This window comes from Rhodobacter sp. SY28-1, assembly GCF_005222785.1.
Taxonomy (GTDB): Bacteria; Pseudomonadota; Alphaproteobacteria; order Rhodobacterales; family Rhodobacteraceae; genus Tabrizicola.
Genome location: NZ_STGH01000001.1, coordinates 112,299 through 128,142, shown reverse-complemented (window position 1 = coordinate 128,142; position 15,844 = coordinate 112,299). Strand labels below are relative to the sequence as shown.

The following is a 15,844-nucleotide window of genomic DNA, read 5'->3' as shown; positions in this document are numbered from 1 at the left end:
GTGCCGGGGCCCACTGCCCCGGCGCCATTCGCAGAGGTGGCCGTGACCAAATTCGTGCTTCGACTGGCCAACATCTCGGCCATGGCTGGCGGGATCGTGCTGGTCCTGATCATCCTGATGACCTGTCTCAGCATTCTGGGCCGGGCTCTGATCCCGCTGGGGCTTGGCCCGGTACCGGGGGATTATGAGCTGGTGGAAGCCGGAATCGCCTTCGCGGTGTTCAGCTTTCTGCCGCTGGCCCAGGTCCAAGTCGCGCATGCGACGGTGGATGTCTTCGCCGGGGCGATGAGCCTGCGGACGAATCGGATCATCGTCGCCTTCTGGGAGCTGGTCGCGGCTGCCGTGATGATCTTCATCGCCGCACGGCTGTGGGAGGGGATGCAGGGCAAGCTTGGCAATGGCGAAACCTCGATGTTCCTGCAGTTCCCGATCTGGTGGTCCTACGCTCTGTGCATGGTCCCGGCGACGATCGGGGTCCTGGTGGGCCTATGGTCCGCCTGGGACCGCATCCAGGCCGCCCTGACCGGGCGCGAGACGCGGCCCCTGGCCGGGGGAGCAGACCATTGACGCCGTTTGAGATCGGGCTTCTCGCCTTCCCCGTGCTTCTCGGGATGATCTTCCTGCGCGCGCCCATCGGATTGGCGATGCTGGTCTGCGGGGTTGCGGGCATGTGGATCATGACGGGCAGCCCGAACACGGTCCTGTCGAAGTTCAAGACCGAGACCTATACGACCTTTTCCAGCCATTCGCTGTCCATCGTGCCGATCTTCCTGTTGATGGGGCATCTGGCCGGTTTGGGCGGGATGAGCCGGGCCCTGTTCAAGGCGGGCGAGGCCTGGCTTGGGCATCGCAAGGGTGGCATGGCGATGGCCGCGGTCGGGGCTTGTGCGGGGTTCGGGTCGATCTGCGGATCGTCCCTGGCCACGGCGGCGACCATGGCGCGGGTGGCGTTGCCCGAATTGCGCTCGGCCGGTTATTCCGGGGGGTTGTCCACGGCCGCGCTGGCGGCCGGGGGGACGCTGGGCATCCTGATCCCGCCGTCGATCGTGCTGGTGATCTATGCTTCATTGACCGAAACGAACATCGCCAAGCTGTTCCTGGCGGCCTTCGTCCCGGGGTTCCTGGCGGCGCTGGGCTACATGCTGGTGATCGCGCTCTATGTTCGGCGCCATCCCGAGGCGGCGGGGCGCGGGCCACGTCTGCCCTATGCCGAAAGGTTCCGCGCCCTGCGGGATGTCTGGCCGGTGCTGATCATCTTCGGGGTGATGGTCGGCGGCATCTACCAGGGCATCTTCAACCCGACCGAGGGCGCGTCGGTCGGCGCCCTGGGCGTGGCGATCCTGGCCTGGCTGCAGGGCGGCCTGGACTGGCCCAGGCTGAAGCAGGCGCTGCTGGCCACGGCGGGCGGCACGGCGATGATCTTCTTCATCGTGCTGGGCGCGGGGTTCTTCAACGCCTTCCTGTCGCTGACCCGGATGCCCGACCTGCTGACGGAATGGGTGATCACGCAGGGCTTTGGTCCCTGGACCGTGCTGACGATCATCCTGGTGATCTATCTGGTGCTGGGCTGCCTGATGGACAGCCTGTCGATGATCCTGCTGACGATCCCGATCTTCTTTCCGGTGATGCAGGCGCTGGATTTCGGCATGTCGCCCGACCTGATGGCGATCTGGTTCGGCATTCTGGTGCTGATCGTGGTCGAGGTCGGGCTGATCACGCCTCCGGTCGGGCTGAACCTGTTCGTCATCAACGCGATGGATCGCAGCACGCCGATCCGGCAGACCTATGGGGCGGTGATCTGGTTCGTCGCCTCGGACATCCTGCGGGTGATCGTGCTGGTGCTGTTCCCGGCGATCAGCCTGTTTCTGGTCTGGTAGGGGCGGATCGGATGACCGGCAAAGGCGCCCCTGTGAGGGTGCCTTGGCCCGGGGCTGTCAGTACGGCAAACCCGTGTAGTTTTCGGCCATGAGGCGCCGCGCTGTTTCCGAGGTTTCCAGCTGGGCCAGATCGGTGTCCTGCATGCGGCGGTCATAGTCGCTGGCACCCGGGAAGCGGTGCATCATCATGGTCAACGACCACGAGAAGCGCATCGCCTGCCAAACCCGTGCAAGGGCGCGCTGCGAGTAGGCCTCGATCCCGCGGTCGTCGCCGCGATAATGCGCGGTGAGGCCTTCATAGAGGTAATGCACGTCTGAGGCCGCAAGGTTCAGCCCCTTGGCACCGGTGGGCGGCACGATGTGCGAGGCGTCGCCGCAGAGGAAGAGCCTGCCCCAGCGCATCGGCTCGGACACGAACGAGCGCAAGGGCGCAATGGATTTCTCGATCGAAGGGCCGGTAATCAGGCGGTCGGCGACCTCGGCAGGCATCCGGGCCTTGAACTCGGTCCAGAAGGCGTCGTCGGACCAGTCTTCGACGCGGTCGGTCAGCGGGACCTGGATGTAAGAGCGGGACAGAGTCGCGCTGCGCATCGAGGCCAGTGCGAAGCCTCGGTCGTGGGCGGCATAGATCAGCTCGCTGTCGGCCGGGGGCGTGTGCGAGAGAATGCCAAGCCAGCCAAAGGGATAGATCTTCTCGAACTCGCGGCGGACATCGGTGGGGATGCTCTGGCGGCTGATGCCGTGAAAGCCATCGCAGCCGGCGATGAAGTCGCAGTCCAGCCGGTGGCTGCCGCCGGCGTCGGTCCAGGTCACAAAGGGCGTGCCGGTCAGGTCATGCAGCGCGACGTCTTCGGTGTCGTGGATCACCGTGGCGCCGATGGCGTCCTGCGCGGCGTAAAGGTCGCGAGTCACCTCGGTCTGGCCGTAGACCATGACCTGCCTGCCGCAGGCCTGCCGGAAGTCGATGCGGAACATCCGGCCGTTCTGCGCCAGCTTGCAGCCGTCGTGCAGGTGCCCTTCGCGGTCCATCCGGTCCCCGGCGCCGGCCTCGTGCAGAAGATCGACCAGCCCGGTTTCGAGAACCCCGGCGCGGATACGGCCCAGCACATAGTCGCGGCTTTTCCGTTCCAGGACGACCGTCGCGATCCCGGCCCGGTTCAGAAGTTGCGACAACAGCAGTCCCGACGGGCCGCCCCCGATGATGGCTACCTGAGTGCGCATGGGTCCCCCTTGATACCACTTGTGCCCGATGCCGGGCGGATGGCGAATGGACGCAGAGGAGGAATGCTGGTATTTTCCGGCCATGAACACGATTCCGGTCTGGCATCTGTACGGAGAGGCGAGCCCCTTTCCTGACATCCTGCACATCGAACGCATCGTTGACCGCGCCGCCGGGATGGATTGGCGCATCGCGGCGCATCGGCATGTGAACCTGCATCAGATCTTCCTGATCCGGCGTGGCAGCATCGCGGTGACCATGGACGGACGCACGGTCAGGCCCGAGCCGCCGGTCGTGCTGAACATCCCGCCGGGGATCGTGCATGCCTTTGTGTTCGCGGCGGGGACTGATGGTCATGTGCTGACCCTGCCCACGGCGGATTTCCCCGAACTGTTCGGCCCCGATGTGGCGCTGCTCGCGGCCCCGTTCCACGTTGAAGGAAGCGGTCTGTCCGCCGCCTTCGAGAGGATTTCGGCGCTGCATGGCGAGACGTCCGCGCTGCGCAACCTGCGCCTGCGCGCGGCGGCGACCGATCTGGTGTGCGATGTCTGCGCATTGACCGGGGCGCCCGATCCGGCAGCGCGGCAGCCAAGGCTGGCCCGGCTGGAAGAACTGATCCGCAGCCATCTGGCGGATGGATGGTCGGTGGCGGACTATGCGTCGGCCTTGCATCTGTCGGACCGTCACCTGCGGCGGCTGTGCCTTGAGGCCTCGGGCCTGTCGGCGCATGGCTTCATCGAGCAGGTCCGCCTGCGCGAGGCCTGCCGCATGCTGGCCTATACTCGGATGCAGGTGCAGATGGTCGCCTATGCGCTGGGCTTCGAGGACCAGGCTTACTTCACCCGCACATTCCGGCGCTGCACTGGCTTGTCGCCAACGGAATACCGCAAGAAGCTTGATGCGGACGAAGCGGCGGGTCAGCCCTTGGTGCAGTAGGCGCCGCGCATGTTGCGCTTATCTGTTGCAGGCCGAGAAGGCCGCGGCGGGCCTGGTTGATGTGCGGGCGACTGCGGTCGCAGGCCCAGGCCGCATCGCGGGTGGCAGCCCTGTCGGCGGCTGCGCCGCGTGCTATGGTCACTGAAGACCGGATCAGGCAGGCCTGAGCGGCAAGGAAAGGCAAGAGAATGCAGAAGAAGCGCACACTGGGCCGATCGGCGCTGACCATTGCCCCTGTGGTATTCGGGGGCAATGTCTTTGGCTGGAACCTGGACGCCCGGCAAAGCCATGCCTTGCTGGATGCCTTCGTCGATCATGGGTTCGATGCCATCGACACGGCCGATGTCTATTCGACCTGGGCCCCCGGCAATCGGGGTGGGGAAAGCGAGACGATCATCGGCGAGTGGCTGAAGGCGAGGCCGGGGATGCGCGAGCGGATCACGCTCTGCACCAAGGTCGGCTCGGACATGGGAGGGGCGGAGCGGAAAGGCCTGTCGCGGCGCTGGATTCTGGAGGCGGTCGAGGCATCTCTGCGGCGGCTGCAGACCGATGTCATCGACCTTTATTTTGCCCATCGCCCTGATGCGGGCACACCCCTGGAGGAAACATTCGCGGCCTTCGACAGTTTGGTTCAGGCGGGAAAGGCCCGGGTGATTGGCGTGTCGAACTTCGACGCCGACCTTCTTGGCCGCGCCCTGGCCCTGACTGGCGTGCCAAGGGTCGAGGTGCTGCAACCCGAATACAACCTGATGGACCGCGCCGGCTTCGAAGGCCCACTGCAAAGGCTATGCGTGGCGAAGGACGTAGGCGTGGTGACGTACTTCAGCCTCGCTTCGGGGTTCCTGTCGGGCAAGTATCGTGGGACGGCGGACCTTGGCCAGTCGGTGCGCGGCGGGGATGTCCAGCAATATCTGAACCCCCGCGGGTTTGCGGTGCTGGCTGCCCTGCATGCAGTGGCCGAGCGGCACGCCGCCAAACCGGCAGAGGTTGCGCTGGCCTGGCTTCTGGCGCAGCCCGGGGTGACGGCGCCGATCGCATCGGCCACCAAGCCCGAGCATGTGGCAAGCTTTGCCCGGGCGGTGGATCTGGTACTGACCCCGGCGGACCTTGAAACTCTGAACCTGTAAGGCGCCGCACATGCCCCTGTCTGATCTGGAAGCCCGCCTGCAACGGCTTGGCTTTGACCGCTATCTGGCGGCACTGCTGCTGACCATCGTGCTGGCGGCGCTGCTGCCGGCGCGGGGGGAGTTTGCCGCAGGGCTGTCGCAGGTGACGTACTGGGCCGTGGCGCTTTTGTTCTTCCTGTATGGCGCAAAGCTGTCGCTGGCCGCGATCTGGGCCGGATTGACGAACTGGCGGCTGCAACTGGCGGTGCTTGCCGCGACCTATCTGCTGTTTCCGGTGCTGACGTTGGGGATGCAGGAACTGGCCGTCATGGTGCTGCCGGTGACGGTCGCCATCGGGTTTCTTTACATCGGCTGTCTGCCCTCGACAGTGCAAAGCTCCATCGCCTTCACCTCGATTGCCGAGGGCAACGTGGCAGGCGCGGTCTGTGCGGCGTCGATCTCGAACCTATTGGGCGTGGTTCTTGCACCGGTCCTCCTGGCGCTGTTGCTGCATACGGACGGCGGGGCCATAGACATACAGGGGGCCATGTGGAAAATCGCACAACAGATTCTCTTGCCCTTCGTCCTGGGCCAACTGTGCCGCCCGGTCCTGTCCGGCATCCTGAACCGACACAAGCTGCCGGTGATGCTGGTCGACCGGGGTTCGATCCTGCTGATCGTCTACAGTGCGTTTTCGGCAGGGATGGTGCAGGGCATCTGGTCGCGGCTGGAGCCTTTGGGGATCGCGGTGCTGGTCGGGCTGTGTCTGGTCCTTCTGGCCTTGGTCCTGCTGGCGGTGCAGCAGGGGGCGACCCTCTTGCGGCTGAACCGCGAAGACCGACTGGCGGCATTATTCTGCGGGTCGACGAAAAGCCTGGCGACGGGGTTGCCGATGGCGAGCATCCTGTTCCCGAAGGATCAGCTTGCCCTCATCGTGCTACCCTTGATGCTGTACCATCTGCTGCAACTGGCCGTCCTGGCCGTCTATTCGCGCCGGGTTGCGGGGAGAACGGCGTAAATCCCGCCACCCCTGTCAGATCATGCCGAAGCGGTCGGCGAGCCAGGCCATCTGTTGGGCTTCCTGACAGGCCTGGCCGCCCTCGTGGTTGTTGAATTCGTATTCCACCATCGTTTTCGGCCCGGCATAGGCATTGTAGGCGCCGTAGACGGTTGAGGGCGGGCAGACCTCATCCATCACCGCCACCGAGAACAGGGCGGGGGCCTGCGACTGGCGGGCGAAGTTGACGCCGTCGAAATAGGCGAGCGTGTCGAAGACCTGCGTCTTGTGGCTGCGGTGCTGGGCCAGATAGCGGATGATCTCGCGGTAGGGGTCGGTGTAGGCCATCTGCACGGCGCGCGGCAGGTCGCAGAGGAACGGGACATCCGGCATCGCGGCGCGCACGCGGGGGTCAAGCCCGGCCACGGCCAGCGAGATCGCCCCGCCCTGGCTTCCGCCACAGACCGCGATGCGGGTGGGGTCGATGAAGTCCTGCCCGATCATCGCGTCGATGGCGCGGACCCCGTCGGTGAAGAGGCGGCGATAGTAATGGTCCTGCCGGTCCAGGATGCCGCGCGTCAGATAGCCGGGGATCGCCGCATGCGAGCCTACGGGGTCGGGCGTGTCGCCCATGCTCCAAGTGCTGCCCTGACCACGATTGTCCATCCGCAGATAGGCATAGCCCGAGGCCGCCCAGTGCAACTGCTCGTGCGGATACCCCCGTCCGCCGCCATAGCCGATGTACTGCACCACCAGCGGCAAGGGCCCGGTCCGCTGGCGCGGCAGCATCAGCCAGGCCTTGATCGGGTGGCCGCCGAAGCCGGGGAAAGTCACGTCGAAGACCTCGATCAGGGACAGGGTCGACGGCTGGGGCCGGAGGGTGACCTCGCCGCCGATGGCGCGGGCCTCGGCGAGGGTGGCGGTCCAGAAGGCCTTGAAGTCGGCAGGATGGACCTGCTGGCTGACATAGGCGCCAAGTTCGGGATGGATCAGGTCGGGAAAGGGCATCTTCGGTCCTTACGCTTGCCGCAGGGTGGCGGGCAGTTCGGTCAGCGCCTGGTGCAGCGCGGCGAGGCAGCGGTCGGCATCGGCCCCGCTGAACACCAATGGTGGACGGATCCTGATGCTGTTGCCAAGGGGGGTGGCATCAAGGCGAGGCGATCAGCGGCAGCGGGGATACCGTCGCCGCGTGGCTGTGAAGTCCGTCCTTGGCCAGCAATCGGAAACTCCGTCCACGTCGCCGTCGTGCTTTCGCCGGCAACCCCGCCAGCCCTTGGGCCTGATGCAGATGGTCGGCAATCACCGGGTTGGGCAGAGCCGGGGCGCAGGTGTTGGCAAAGATCGTGCTGTGCCGAGCATCGTCAGGGCGGGCATGGCGGGTCTGACCAGGCGCGGAAACGGCGTGCCTCAGGGGGTGAGGGTCATTTCGGGTCCACCGGCAACAGGGTGCCAAGCCGCCGTTCCATGACCTCGGCTGCGCTCATGCAGCGTTCGTCCTCCCACCAGCGCCCGATGATCTGGACCCCCACGGGCAGGCCATCCGCCTTGCCCGCCGGCACCGTCAGCCCCGGCACCCCGAGGCCCGCCACCAGGGGAAGCGGGCGATAGGCGCGGATGATCCGGCACATGGTTTCCCGGTCGATGGTGTCGTGGTCAATGGGCAGGGGCGGCACGCAGGTCGTGGGCGTCAGCACCAGGGGATAGGTCTGGAAGAACATGGCCCAGGCCCGGCGGATCGCCATCCGGCGCGCAAGGCCCTCTTGCTGGCCCAGCTGGTCCAGCGCGGGCAGGTTGTCGGCGGTGAACTGGAACGAGCGGCGGAACGCCTCGTCGCCAAGATCGAAGAAGGTTTCACGCACCGGACCGATACAGTCGGCGTAGAGAAGCGCCATCCAGAGCTCGGCCATTTCCGCCAGATGCGGGGGGGATGCTTCCTGAACCACATAGCCCGAGTCTTCCAGCCACTGCGCGGCCTGACGCACCACATCGGCCACAGCGGGATCGACCGGGGTGTCGGCATCGCCCAGCCAGAGGGCCACGCGACAGGGCAGCCGCTGCGACAGGGACACCGGCGGCGCGGGCACCTGATCCGGGTCGCGCGGGTCGGGTTGGGCCAGGACGGACATGCCAAGGCGGATGTCCCGGACCGAGCGGGCGATGACCCCTTCGGAGGCGCCAAGCTGCAGGCCGATCGGGTATTCGGCGGTTTGCGAGGGGTTGTAGCTGGGCAGGAGGCCCATCGTGCCCTTCATCGCATAGACGCCGCAGACCGAGCCGGGCAGGCGCAGCGATCCCGCCACGTCGTTGCCCTGAGCCAGCGCGCCGATCCCGGCTGCCACCGAGGATGCGGCCCCGCCGGACGATCCGCCCGGCGAGCGGGTGAGGTCATGCGGATTGCGGGTGATGCCGTGCAGGTCGTTCGAGGCAAACCAGCGGTAGCAGAAGGCGGGGACGTTGGTCTGGCCGATGATGACTGCGCCCGCCCTTTTCAGGTTGGCGGTGGGAATGCCGTCCTCGGTCACACGGACGTCCTTCATCGCGACAAGGCCGGTGGTGGTGGCGTGACCGGCAAGGTCGGTGTCGATCTTGGCTGTGACCGGCACGCCGTGCAGCGGGCCGAGGGGGGCGCCAGCCTGCACTGCGCGGTCGGCGGCATCCGCAGCGGCAAGTGCCTCGTCGTCGAAGCGATGGACCACGGCGTTCAGCGCCGGGTTCACGGCATCCATCCGCGCAAGCGCCGATTCGGTGGCCTGACGGCTGGTGATCCGCCCGGCGCGAATGGCCGCGGCAGTGGCGGTGGCGTCGAGCTTGTAGAGATCGTTGGTGGCCATCGGTGTCCTCATGACGGGCAGCAAAGCGGGGGCGTCCGTTTCCCGGCGCGGCCTTCGCCAGACAGGAAACGGGGCGCGATCGAGTTTGAAATGACGCGGGCGGGGTGGTTTGCCCGCAGGATACGGTCACCCCGGCGCTGACCGGGGCGACCGGGCGCGGATCACTTGGTCAGGTCGGTCCAGATCCGGCTGTAAAGCTCTTGCGTTTCGGGCGGGCAGGTTTCCTGGAACCGCGCCACGGAGGCGAAGTCCGCCGGGATCGTCATTTCCGGGGCCGCCAGCAGGTCAGCGGTCATGAAGGCCTCGCTGCCGCTGATCCCGTTGCCGTAGCCGGTATAGTTCGAGATCAGCGCGGCGTTTTCCGGGTCCATGATGAAGTTCAGGAACAGCCTGGCGTTGTCGACGTTCTGGGCATCGGCCAGGATGGCGACGTTGTCCTGCCATTTCAGGAAGCCCTCCTTCGGAAAGCCGTAGGTAAAGCCGGAATTCTCGGCCCGGATCCGTATCGAAGCCCCGCTCCAGAAGACCGAGGCCTGCAGGTCCTCGTTGATGAACTTCTCGAAGCTGGCGTAGTCGATCGAGGCCCAGTGGGGCTTGGCGGCGACCAGCTTGTCACGCGCGGCCTTCAGCACCTCCTTGTCGGTCGTGCAGGGCTGGCCGCCGACGTACATGATCGCAAGGTCGATCACGTCGTTCATGGACGGGACGACGTTGATCTTGCCCTTCAGCTCTTCCGGCGGGTCAAGGAAGATGGCCGAGGTGTTGATGTCGCCTGCGTAGACGTCCTTGTTGACCATGATCCCGGTCGTGCCCCAGACCCAGGGCACCGTGTAGGACCGGTCCGGGTCCCAGGCGACCGAGGCCCATTCGGGGGCGACGTTCTTGAAGTTTTCCATCGTGTTCGGGTCGGACTTCAGCAGCAGCCCCTTCTCGATGTAGATCGGCACGACCGAGGCCGAGGGCACCACGATGTCGAAGCCGTGCCCGCCGGCCTCGATCTTGGCGATGGCGGTTTCGTTGCTGTCGTATTCGGTCACGGTTACCTTGACGTCGTAGGTCTTCTCGAACTTCTCGATCAGGTCCGGGGGGGTGTAGAGGCCGAAGTTGTAGATGTTCAGCACACCTTCCGAAAAGGCGGGAAGCGCGGTTGCGGAAAGGAGGGCCGTTGTCAGGACAAGTCTGGTTTTCATGGCAGTTTCCTCTGTCGGGTCTCAGGTCTTTTTTCTGGTCAGCAGCCATGACCCCGCCACGATCAGCACGCTGATCAGCAGAAGAAGCGAGGAGATGGCGTAGATTTCCGAGGTCAGGTTCCGTCTGAGCTGGCCCAGGAGGTACGTGGGCAGCGTGTCCTGGCCGGGGGATTTCAGGAACTCGGATATGACGACGTCATCCAGCGAGACGACGAAGGCCAGCATGAAGCCCGCCAGGACCGCGGGGGCCAGAAGCGGCAGAGTGACTTTCCGGAACGTGTAGAACCGGCTGGCGTACAGGTCCGATGCGGCGGTTTCCAGCGTCAGGTCCATGCCCTGCAGCCGTGCGCGGACCGGCATGTAGGCGAAGGGGATGCAGAAGGCGCTGTGGGCGATGATGAGATACCAGAGGCCCGTATAGCCGGTGACCTGCTTGACCTGGGCCAGGATGATGAGGAGCGCGATGGCCAACACGATTTCCGGGACCATGAGCGGCTGGTTCAGGACCAGGTTGATGGTGCCCTCGCCACGGAATCCCTTGCTGCGGGTCGTGGCCAGCGCGGCCATCGTGGCGGTCACCGTAGCGACCAGCGCGGCGGTCGCGGCCAGGATCAGCGAGGTGGAGGCGGCATTCAGGAAGCCCTCGTTCTGCAGGGCCGTCGCATACCAGCGCAGCGAGATGCCTTCCCAGACGTTGATGGCCTTGCCCGCGTTCAGCGAGTTCACCACCAGGATGACCAACGGGATGTAGAGGATCACGAAGCAGGTGATCGCAAGCGTCGCCGCACCGGGCAGGCGGCGGATGTCGAAGCTGCGCCTAGCCATTGCGCCGCTCCTTCGTGGTCAGGCGCGTGTACCAGACCAGCGCCACCAGGACCAAGGCGGTCAGCGCCAGCGACAGGGCCGCGCCCAAGGGCCAGTTGCGGCCCTGGCCGAACTGGGTCTCGATCAGGTTGCCCAGCATCATCGTCTTGCCGCCACCCATGATGCGCGGGGTCACATAGGCGCCAAGCGAGGGGACGAAGACCAGGATCGAACCTGCGATGATCCCCGCCTTGACTTGCGGCAGCACCACCTTGCGCAGGCAGTAGACCCGCGAGGCGTAGAGGTCGTAGCCAGCCTCGGCCAGACGAAAGTCGAACCGTTCAATCGCGGCATAGACCGGCAGGACCATCAGCGGCAGGAAGACGTAGGCCATGCCCAGCAGGATCGCGAAGTTGGTGAACATCATCGGGATCGGGTCGTCGATCAGGCCCAGCCACTGGAACAGCCGGTTGAAGATGCCCTCGTTGCGGATCATCTCCTGCACCGCGATGGTGCGGACCAGAAGGTTGGTCCAGAACGGGATGGTGATGAGGAACAGCCAGAAGGCCCGCTGCCCGGCAGGCCGGGTCGCGATGAACCAGGCCGTCGGCACACCCAGGATCAGCGTGATGAGCGTGGTGGCCAGCGACAGCGCGACAGAGCGGCCGAGGATGGTCAGATGCGCGTCGGACAGGCTGACGGTGTCATCGAAGATGTCGCGCTCGAACAGGACCTGGAACCAGCCGTCCAGTGAGAAGACCCATTTCACGTTGCCGTAGTCGCCGGGGGTCAGGAAGGAATAAACCACGACAACGCCCAGAGGCAGGATCGAGAACAGGCCGATGATCGTGACAGCGGGCAAGGCCAGGGCCCAGCGGCGGCGGGTGTCGGCCCGGATGGCCAGGGTTTCGACATCCGTCGCCATGTCAGGCGGCCTCTTTCGGCAGAAGGCGCAGGGCATCGGCGGGAAGCGTGATGCTGATCGCATCGCCCTCGGCGCAGGGCGCGCCACCGCGCAGGGCGTTCTGGACGCGGGCCACCAGCCCTGCCCCATCGGCCAGCATCAGGTGCACATGCGTATCCGTGCCGAAGTAGACCAGCCTTTCGACCCGGGCGGGAACCGAAAGCCCCGCACCGGGCGCTGGGCCCAGAAACACATGCTCGGGCCGGACCATCAGGGTCACCGGCCCGTCGGGATGGGTGACCGGCAGGGGGGCGCCTGCCTGGGGAAGCACCAGTTTTCCGTGCGCACAGCTGGCGTCGAGGAAGTTGCTTTCACCGATGAAGCCCGCGACGAAGCGGTTGGCGGGTTGGTCATACAACTCGCGCGGGGTGGCGATCTGCTGGATGCGACCGCCGCTCATCACCGCGATGCGGTCGGACATGGTCAGGGCTTCTTCCTGGTCGTGCGTCACGAATATGAAGGTCAGCCCAGTTTCCTGCTGCAGGCGCTTCAGCTCGACCTGCATCTCCTTGCGCAGCTTCATGTCCAGCGCCGAGAGAGGTTCGTCCAAAAGAAGGATCCGCGGCTTGGGCGCCAGCGCCCGTGCGAGCGCCACCCGCTGCTGCTGGCCGCCCGACAGCTCGCCGCTTTTGCGATGCGCAAGGTGGCCAAGCTGGACAAGGTCAAGCATCCGGGCGACGGTCCGGGCGATCTCGTCCTTGGGCCTGCCCTGCGCGCCGAGTGCAAAGCCCACGTTCTGCGCGACGGTCATGTGCGGAAACAGGGCGTAGTTCTGGAAGACCGTGTTCACCGGCCGCCGGTTGGGAGGCATCTGGGCGATGTCCTGCCCGTCAAGCACCAGCGCCCCGCCGCTGGGAGGCTCGAACCCGGCGATCAGGCGCAGCAGCGTGGTCTTGCCGCAGCCAGAGGGGCCAAGCAGTGTGAAGAACTCGCCTTCAGCGATGGTGAACGACACCTCATGCAGCGCCGTCACAGTGCTGTCGCCCTTGCCGAAACTCTTGGTCAGGTCGCGAATGTCAAGCATCGAGGTCCCCCACATCGGCGCCGACGGTATTGACAAAAACTTTTTAGTCAATAAAAATTTTTACTGACACAAGGAAAGCGGATCCAGATGACCGAAACGGCCAGTCCTGCCATCCCCGGGTTGCGCGACCGCAAGAAGGCGCGTCGGCGGGATGAAATCGTCAGCGCCGCCCGGGACCTGTTCGCGCGGCAGGGCATCGACGCCACGACCATGGCGGATATCGCGGCTGCGGCCGATGTCTCGGCCCCCACGGTGTTCAACTACTTCGGGTCGAAGGACGGCATCCTGATCGCGATGATCTCGGAAGGCACTCAGGAGGCCCGCGAGCAGGATCGCGCGCTACACTGGCGCGAGGACGCCGACCTGGCCAGCCTCTTGACCATGCTGTTCCAACGAGTGTCGGCCCGCACGCTGGACATCGCGGGGAAACGGGTCTGGCGCTATGCGGAGGCGGCCGCGATCCGGCATCCCGACACCGATCTTGCCCGGGAATATGTGGCGGTTTCGACGGCACTGGTGCAGGTCATCGCCGACTTCCTGTCCGGTCTGCAGCTGACGCTACGGTCGGGTCGCGCGGTGGATGCCGACTATCTGGCGCGGCTGTTCCACGATCTCTGGATGCCCTGCTTCATCCAGCTGATCACCGATGACGCCCAGACGCTTGACCAGCATGACGTGATCCTGCGCGACCGGATCACGCCACTGGTCGAGCTTTTGTTCACGGACGATTGCGCCCGGCATCCGCGTCGGGCGGACCCCGCCGCATGATCGCCGACCTGATCATCGAGAACGCCCGGGTCCTGACGATGGACGACGCGAACCCGCGTGCCGAGGCGGTGGCAGTGCGCGGCAACCGCATCCTTGCGGTTGGCAAGACGGCCTCGATCCGAGCCCATGCCGGGACCAAGACCCGGGTCATCGACGCAAAGGGCGGCACGCTTCTGCCGGGGTTCGTCGAATCGCATCTGCATCTGTTTTCCGGCGCCTGGGGCTGGACCCTGCTGCAACTGGGCGATGTGCGCGGGTTCGACGCCATGCAGGCGGCGGTGCGCGCCTTTGCCGACAGCAGGCCTGACGAGGGGCTCTTGTTCGCTCAGGGCGCGGATTACGAGATCCTCGGCCCGGGAACGCGACTGGACCGCCATGCTCTGGATGCCATGTGTCCCGACCGGCCGCTGGCGGTGATGACCTACGACTTCCACACGCTGTTCGCCAACACTGCCGCCCTGTCTGCTGCGGGGCTGTTGCAGGGCCGGGACCTGCCGGATGGCAACGAGGTCGTGCTGGGGGCCGACGGGCTGGCGACCGGAGAGCTGCGCGAGAAGTTTGCGCTGCTTCCGGTGCTGGAGCTTCGCACCAGCGGCGGGCGCGAGATGTTGGGCATGTCCGGGATCGAACCACCGGTCCCCCCGACCGATGCCGAATGGCGCGAGGATGTCGAGGTGCTGATGGACGGCCTGCGCTTTGTCGCATCGAAGGGCATCACCTCGGTGCACAACATGGACGGCAACCGGCATCTCTTGGAGCTTCTGCGCACGGTCGAGGAGGAAGGCGATCTGATCGCGCGGGTCTCGGTCCCGTTCCATTACACCCGCGAGATGCCTTTGTCCGAGTTGGACCGGGCCGGCACCATGGCTGGTGCCTTCACCGGCGACTGGCTGAGCAGCAATCGGGTCAAGGTCTTCATCGATGGCGTGATCGAAAGCGGGACGGCGGCGATGCTGGACGATTATGCCAACCAGCCGGGGCACCGGGGCGTTCCGATCTTTGACTCCGCCACCTTCGCCGAGGCCGCGGTCGAAATCGACCGGCGCGGCATGCAGATCACCGTGCATGCCGTGGGGGATGCGGCGGTGCGGATCGCGCTGGATGGATATGAGGCCGCGCGCCGCGCGAATGGCCTGCGCGACAGCCGCCACCGGATCGAGCATATCGAGATGGTGGACCCTGCCGACATCCCGCGCTTTGCCGAACTGGGTGTCATCGCCTCGTTCCAGCCGCTGCATGCGCCGCAGGGGGAAACCCAGACCACGGAGGGCATCGGGCCGAAACGTGCGGCCCATGCCTATGCCTGGGCGGCGCTGCATCGGGCGGGGGCGGTCGTGGCCTTCTCCTCGGATTGGCCCATCGTGCCGGTTGATCCGCTGCTGGGCATCCAGACGGCGCTGACCCGGCAACCGCATCTGCCCGGACTGCCGGACCAGAGGCTGCCGCTGATCGAGGTGCTGAAGGCATTCACCTGCAACGGTGCCCATGCGGGGTTCCGGGAAGACGCGACGGGCCGTATCCGGACCGGGATGCTGGCGGACCTGGTGCTGCTGTGCGGCGACATCGAAGCCACGCCACATGACCGGATCGCCGGACTGGGCGTCCGGCTGACAGTGTGTGGAGGAAGGATCACCCATGCCTGCTGAGGAACTGACCATCGACATGACGACGCTGGGAGCGACGTCCTCTCCGGGCCAACCCCTGTTGCGGCGGGCCTGCGTGATCCGCGCCGATCTTGGCCCGGCGCTGGAGTTTGCGACCTCGATGGGTACGGTGCGGGCGATGTTTCCCATCGTGGGGGGCGTGGCGCAGGGGGTTGGCTGGACGGGCCGGATCCTGCCCGGCGGGGCCGACTTTGCGATCCGCCTGCCTGACGGGACCTATCAGATCGAGGCTCGGTACTGCCTGGAATTGCAGGACGGCACTCCGGTCATGGTGACGAACGCCGGGCGCATGCTGCCGCAGCCGGATGGCAGCTATCTGGGGCGCACCCGGGCTACGCTGGAGGTGCCGGACGGGCCGCACCGGGCACTGGGCGATGCGGTCTACTTCGGCACGGCACTTGCCCAAGCGGGCGATGACGCGCATGTCTACATCGAACTTTGGGAGGCGCCCGTCTGACCGGGCG

General features: G+C 65.9%; 15 protein-coding genes. 8 read left to right on the top strand and 7 right to left on the bottom strand.

Annotated features, from left to right (window positions below; genetic code table 11):
• Positions 1–42: 42 nt before the first annotated feature.
• On the top strand, positions 43–567 hold the full coding sequence (locus E8M84_RS00650; RefSeq protein WP_240790252.1) for a TRAP transporter small permease: 525 nt from the start codon (positions 43–45) through the stop codon (positions 565–567).
• Entirely contained in the window at positions 564–1,877 is a 1,314-nt protein-coding gene (locus E8M84_RS00645) for a TRAP transporter large permease (RefSeq protein WP_137109249.1), read from the top strand. Before E8M84_RS00650 ends, E8M84_RS00645 begins: the two co-directional genes overlap by 4 nt.
• A gap of 57 nt (positions 1,878–1,934) precedes the next feature.
• Here the strand turns inward: E8M84_RS00645 and pobA are convergent, their stop codons facing one another.
• Positions 1,935–3,098: a 4-hydroxybenzoate 3-monooxygenase gene (gene pobA / locus E8M84_RS00640; protein WP_137109248.1), complete on the bottom strand. Its 1,164-nt coding sequence runs from the start codon at positions 3,096–3,098 to the stop codon at positions 1,935–1,937.
• An 82-nt stretch (positions 3,099–3,180) separates the two neighbouring features.
• Between pobA and E8M84_RS00635 the strand changes: the two genes are divergently transcribed.
• The 3 genes from E8M84_RS00635 (at position 3,181) to E8M84_RS00625 (ending at position 6,156) form a co-directional block, all read left to right on the top strand.
• On the top strand, positions 3,181–4,032 hold the full coding sequence (locus E8M84_RS00635) for a helix-turn-helix domain-containing protein (protein WP_170971805.1): 852 nt from the start codon (positions 3,181–3,183) through the stop codon (positions 4,030–4,032).
• Between the two features lie 188 nt (positions 4,033–4,220).
• On the top strand, positions 4,221–5,159 hold the full coding sequence (locus E8M84_RS00630; protein WP_137109246.1) for an aldo/keto reductase: 939 nt from the start codon (positions 4,221–4,223) through the stop codon (positions 5,157–5,159).
• Between the two features lie 10 nt (positions 5,160–5,169).
• Positions 5,170–6,156, top strand: a complete 987-nt coding sequence (locus E8M84_RS00625; RefSeq protein ID WP_137109245.1) for a bile acid:sodium symporter family protein — start codon at positions 5,170–5,172, stop codon at positions 6,154–6,156.
• A gap of 15 nt (positions 6,157–6,171) precedes the next feature.
• Here the strand turns inward: E8M84_RS00625 and E8M84_RS00620 are convergent, their stop codons facing one another.
• The 6 genes from E8M84_RS00620 to E8M84_RS00595 all read right to left on the bottom strand — a co-directional run bounded on the left by E8M84_RS00620 (position 6,172) and on the right by E8M84_RS00595 (position 12,948).
• Positions 6,172–7,143 carry an acetylxylan esterase gene (locus tag E8M84_RS00620; RefSeq protein WP_137109244.1) on the bottom strand — a complete coding sequence of 324 codons (972 nt, stop codon included), beginning with the start codon at positions 7,141–7,143 and terminating at the stop codon, positions 6,172–6,174.
• Positions 7,144–7,556: 413 nt separating this feature from the next.
• Positions 7,557–8,966, bottom strand: coding sequence for an amidase (locus E8M84_RS00615; protein ID WP_137109243.1), 1,410 nt, complete (start codon positions 8,964–8,966; stop codon positions 7,557–7,559).
• A 161-nt stretch (positions 8,967–9,127) separates the two neighbouring features.
• Positions 9,128–10,156 carry an extracellular solute-binding protein gene (locus tag E8M84_RS00610; RefSeq protein WP_137109242.1) on the bottom strand — a complete coding sequence of 343 codons (1,029 nt, stop codon included), beginning with the start codon at positions 10,154–10,156 and terminating at the stop codon, positions 9,128–9,130.
• Between the two features lie 21 nt (positions 10,157–10,177).
• Positions 10,178–10,981, bottom strand: coding sequence for an ABC transporter permease (locus E8M84_RS00605; RefSeq protein WP_137109241.1), 804 nt, complete (start codon positions 10,979–10,981; stop codon positions 10,178–10,180).
• Complete coding sequence (locus tag E8M84_RS00600; RefSeq protein ID WP_137109240.1) at positions 10,974–11,885, bottom strand: ABC transporter permease; 912 nt, start codon at positions 11,883–11,885, stop codon at positions 10,974–10,976. The genes E8M84_RS00605 and E8M84_RS00600 overlap by 8 nt, the downstream gene beginning before the upstream one ends.
• 1 nt (position 11,886) lies before the next feature.
• Positions 11,887–12,948 (bottom strand): ABC transporter ATP-binding protein, encoded by a 1,062-nt coding sequence (locus E8M84_RS00595; RefSeq protein WP_137109239.1) that lies wholly within the window; start codon positions 12,946–12,948, stop codon positions 11,887–11,889.
• Positions 12,949–13,035: 87 nt separating this feature from the next.
• On the opposite strand from E8M84_RS00595, the gene E8M84_RS00590 reads away from it, so the two are divergent.
• From E8M84_RS00590 to E8M84_RS00580, 3 genes are read left to right on the top strand one after another with little or no spacing between them, the layout of a single operon-like run.
• Positions 13,036–13,716 carry a TetR/AcrR family transcriptional regulator gene (locus tag E8M84_RS00590; protein WP_137109238.1) on the top strand — a complete coding sequence of 227 codons (681 nt, stop codon included), beginning with the start codon at positions 13,036–13,038 and terminating at the stop codon, positions 13,714–13,716.
• Positions 13,713–15,362: an amidohydrolase gene (locus tag E8M84_RS00585; RefSeq protein ID WP_137109237.1), complete on the top strand. Its 1,650-nt coding sequence runs from the start codon at positions 13,713–13,715 to the stop codon at positions 15,360–15,362. Before E8M84_RS00590 ends, E8M84_RS00585 begins: the two co-directional genes overlap by 4 nt.
• Positions 15,352–15,837 (top strand): DUF3237 family protein, encoded by a 486-nt coding sequence (locus E8M84_RS00580; protein ID WP_137109236.1) that lies wholly within the window; start codon positions 15,352–15,354, stop codon positions 15,835–15,837. The genes E8M84_RS00585 and E8M84_RS00580 overlap by 11 nt, the downstream gene beginning before the upstream one ends.
• The last annotated feature ends 7 nt before the right edge of the window (positions 15,838–15,844 follow it).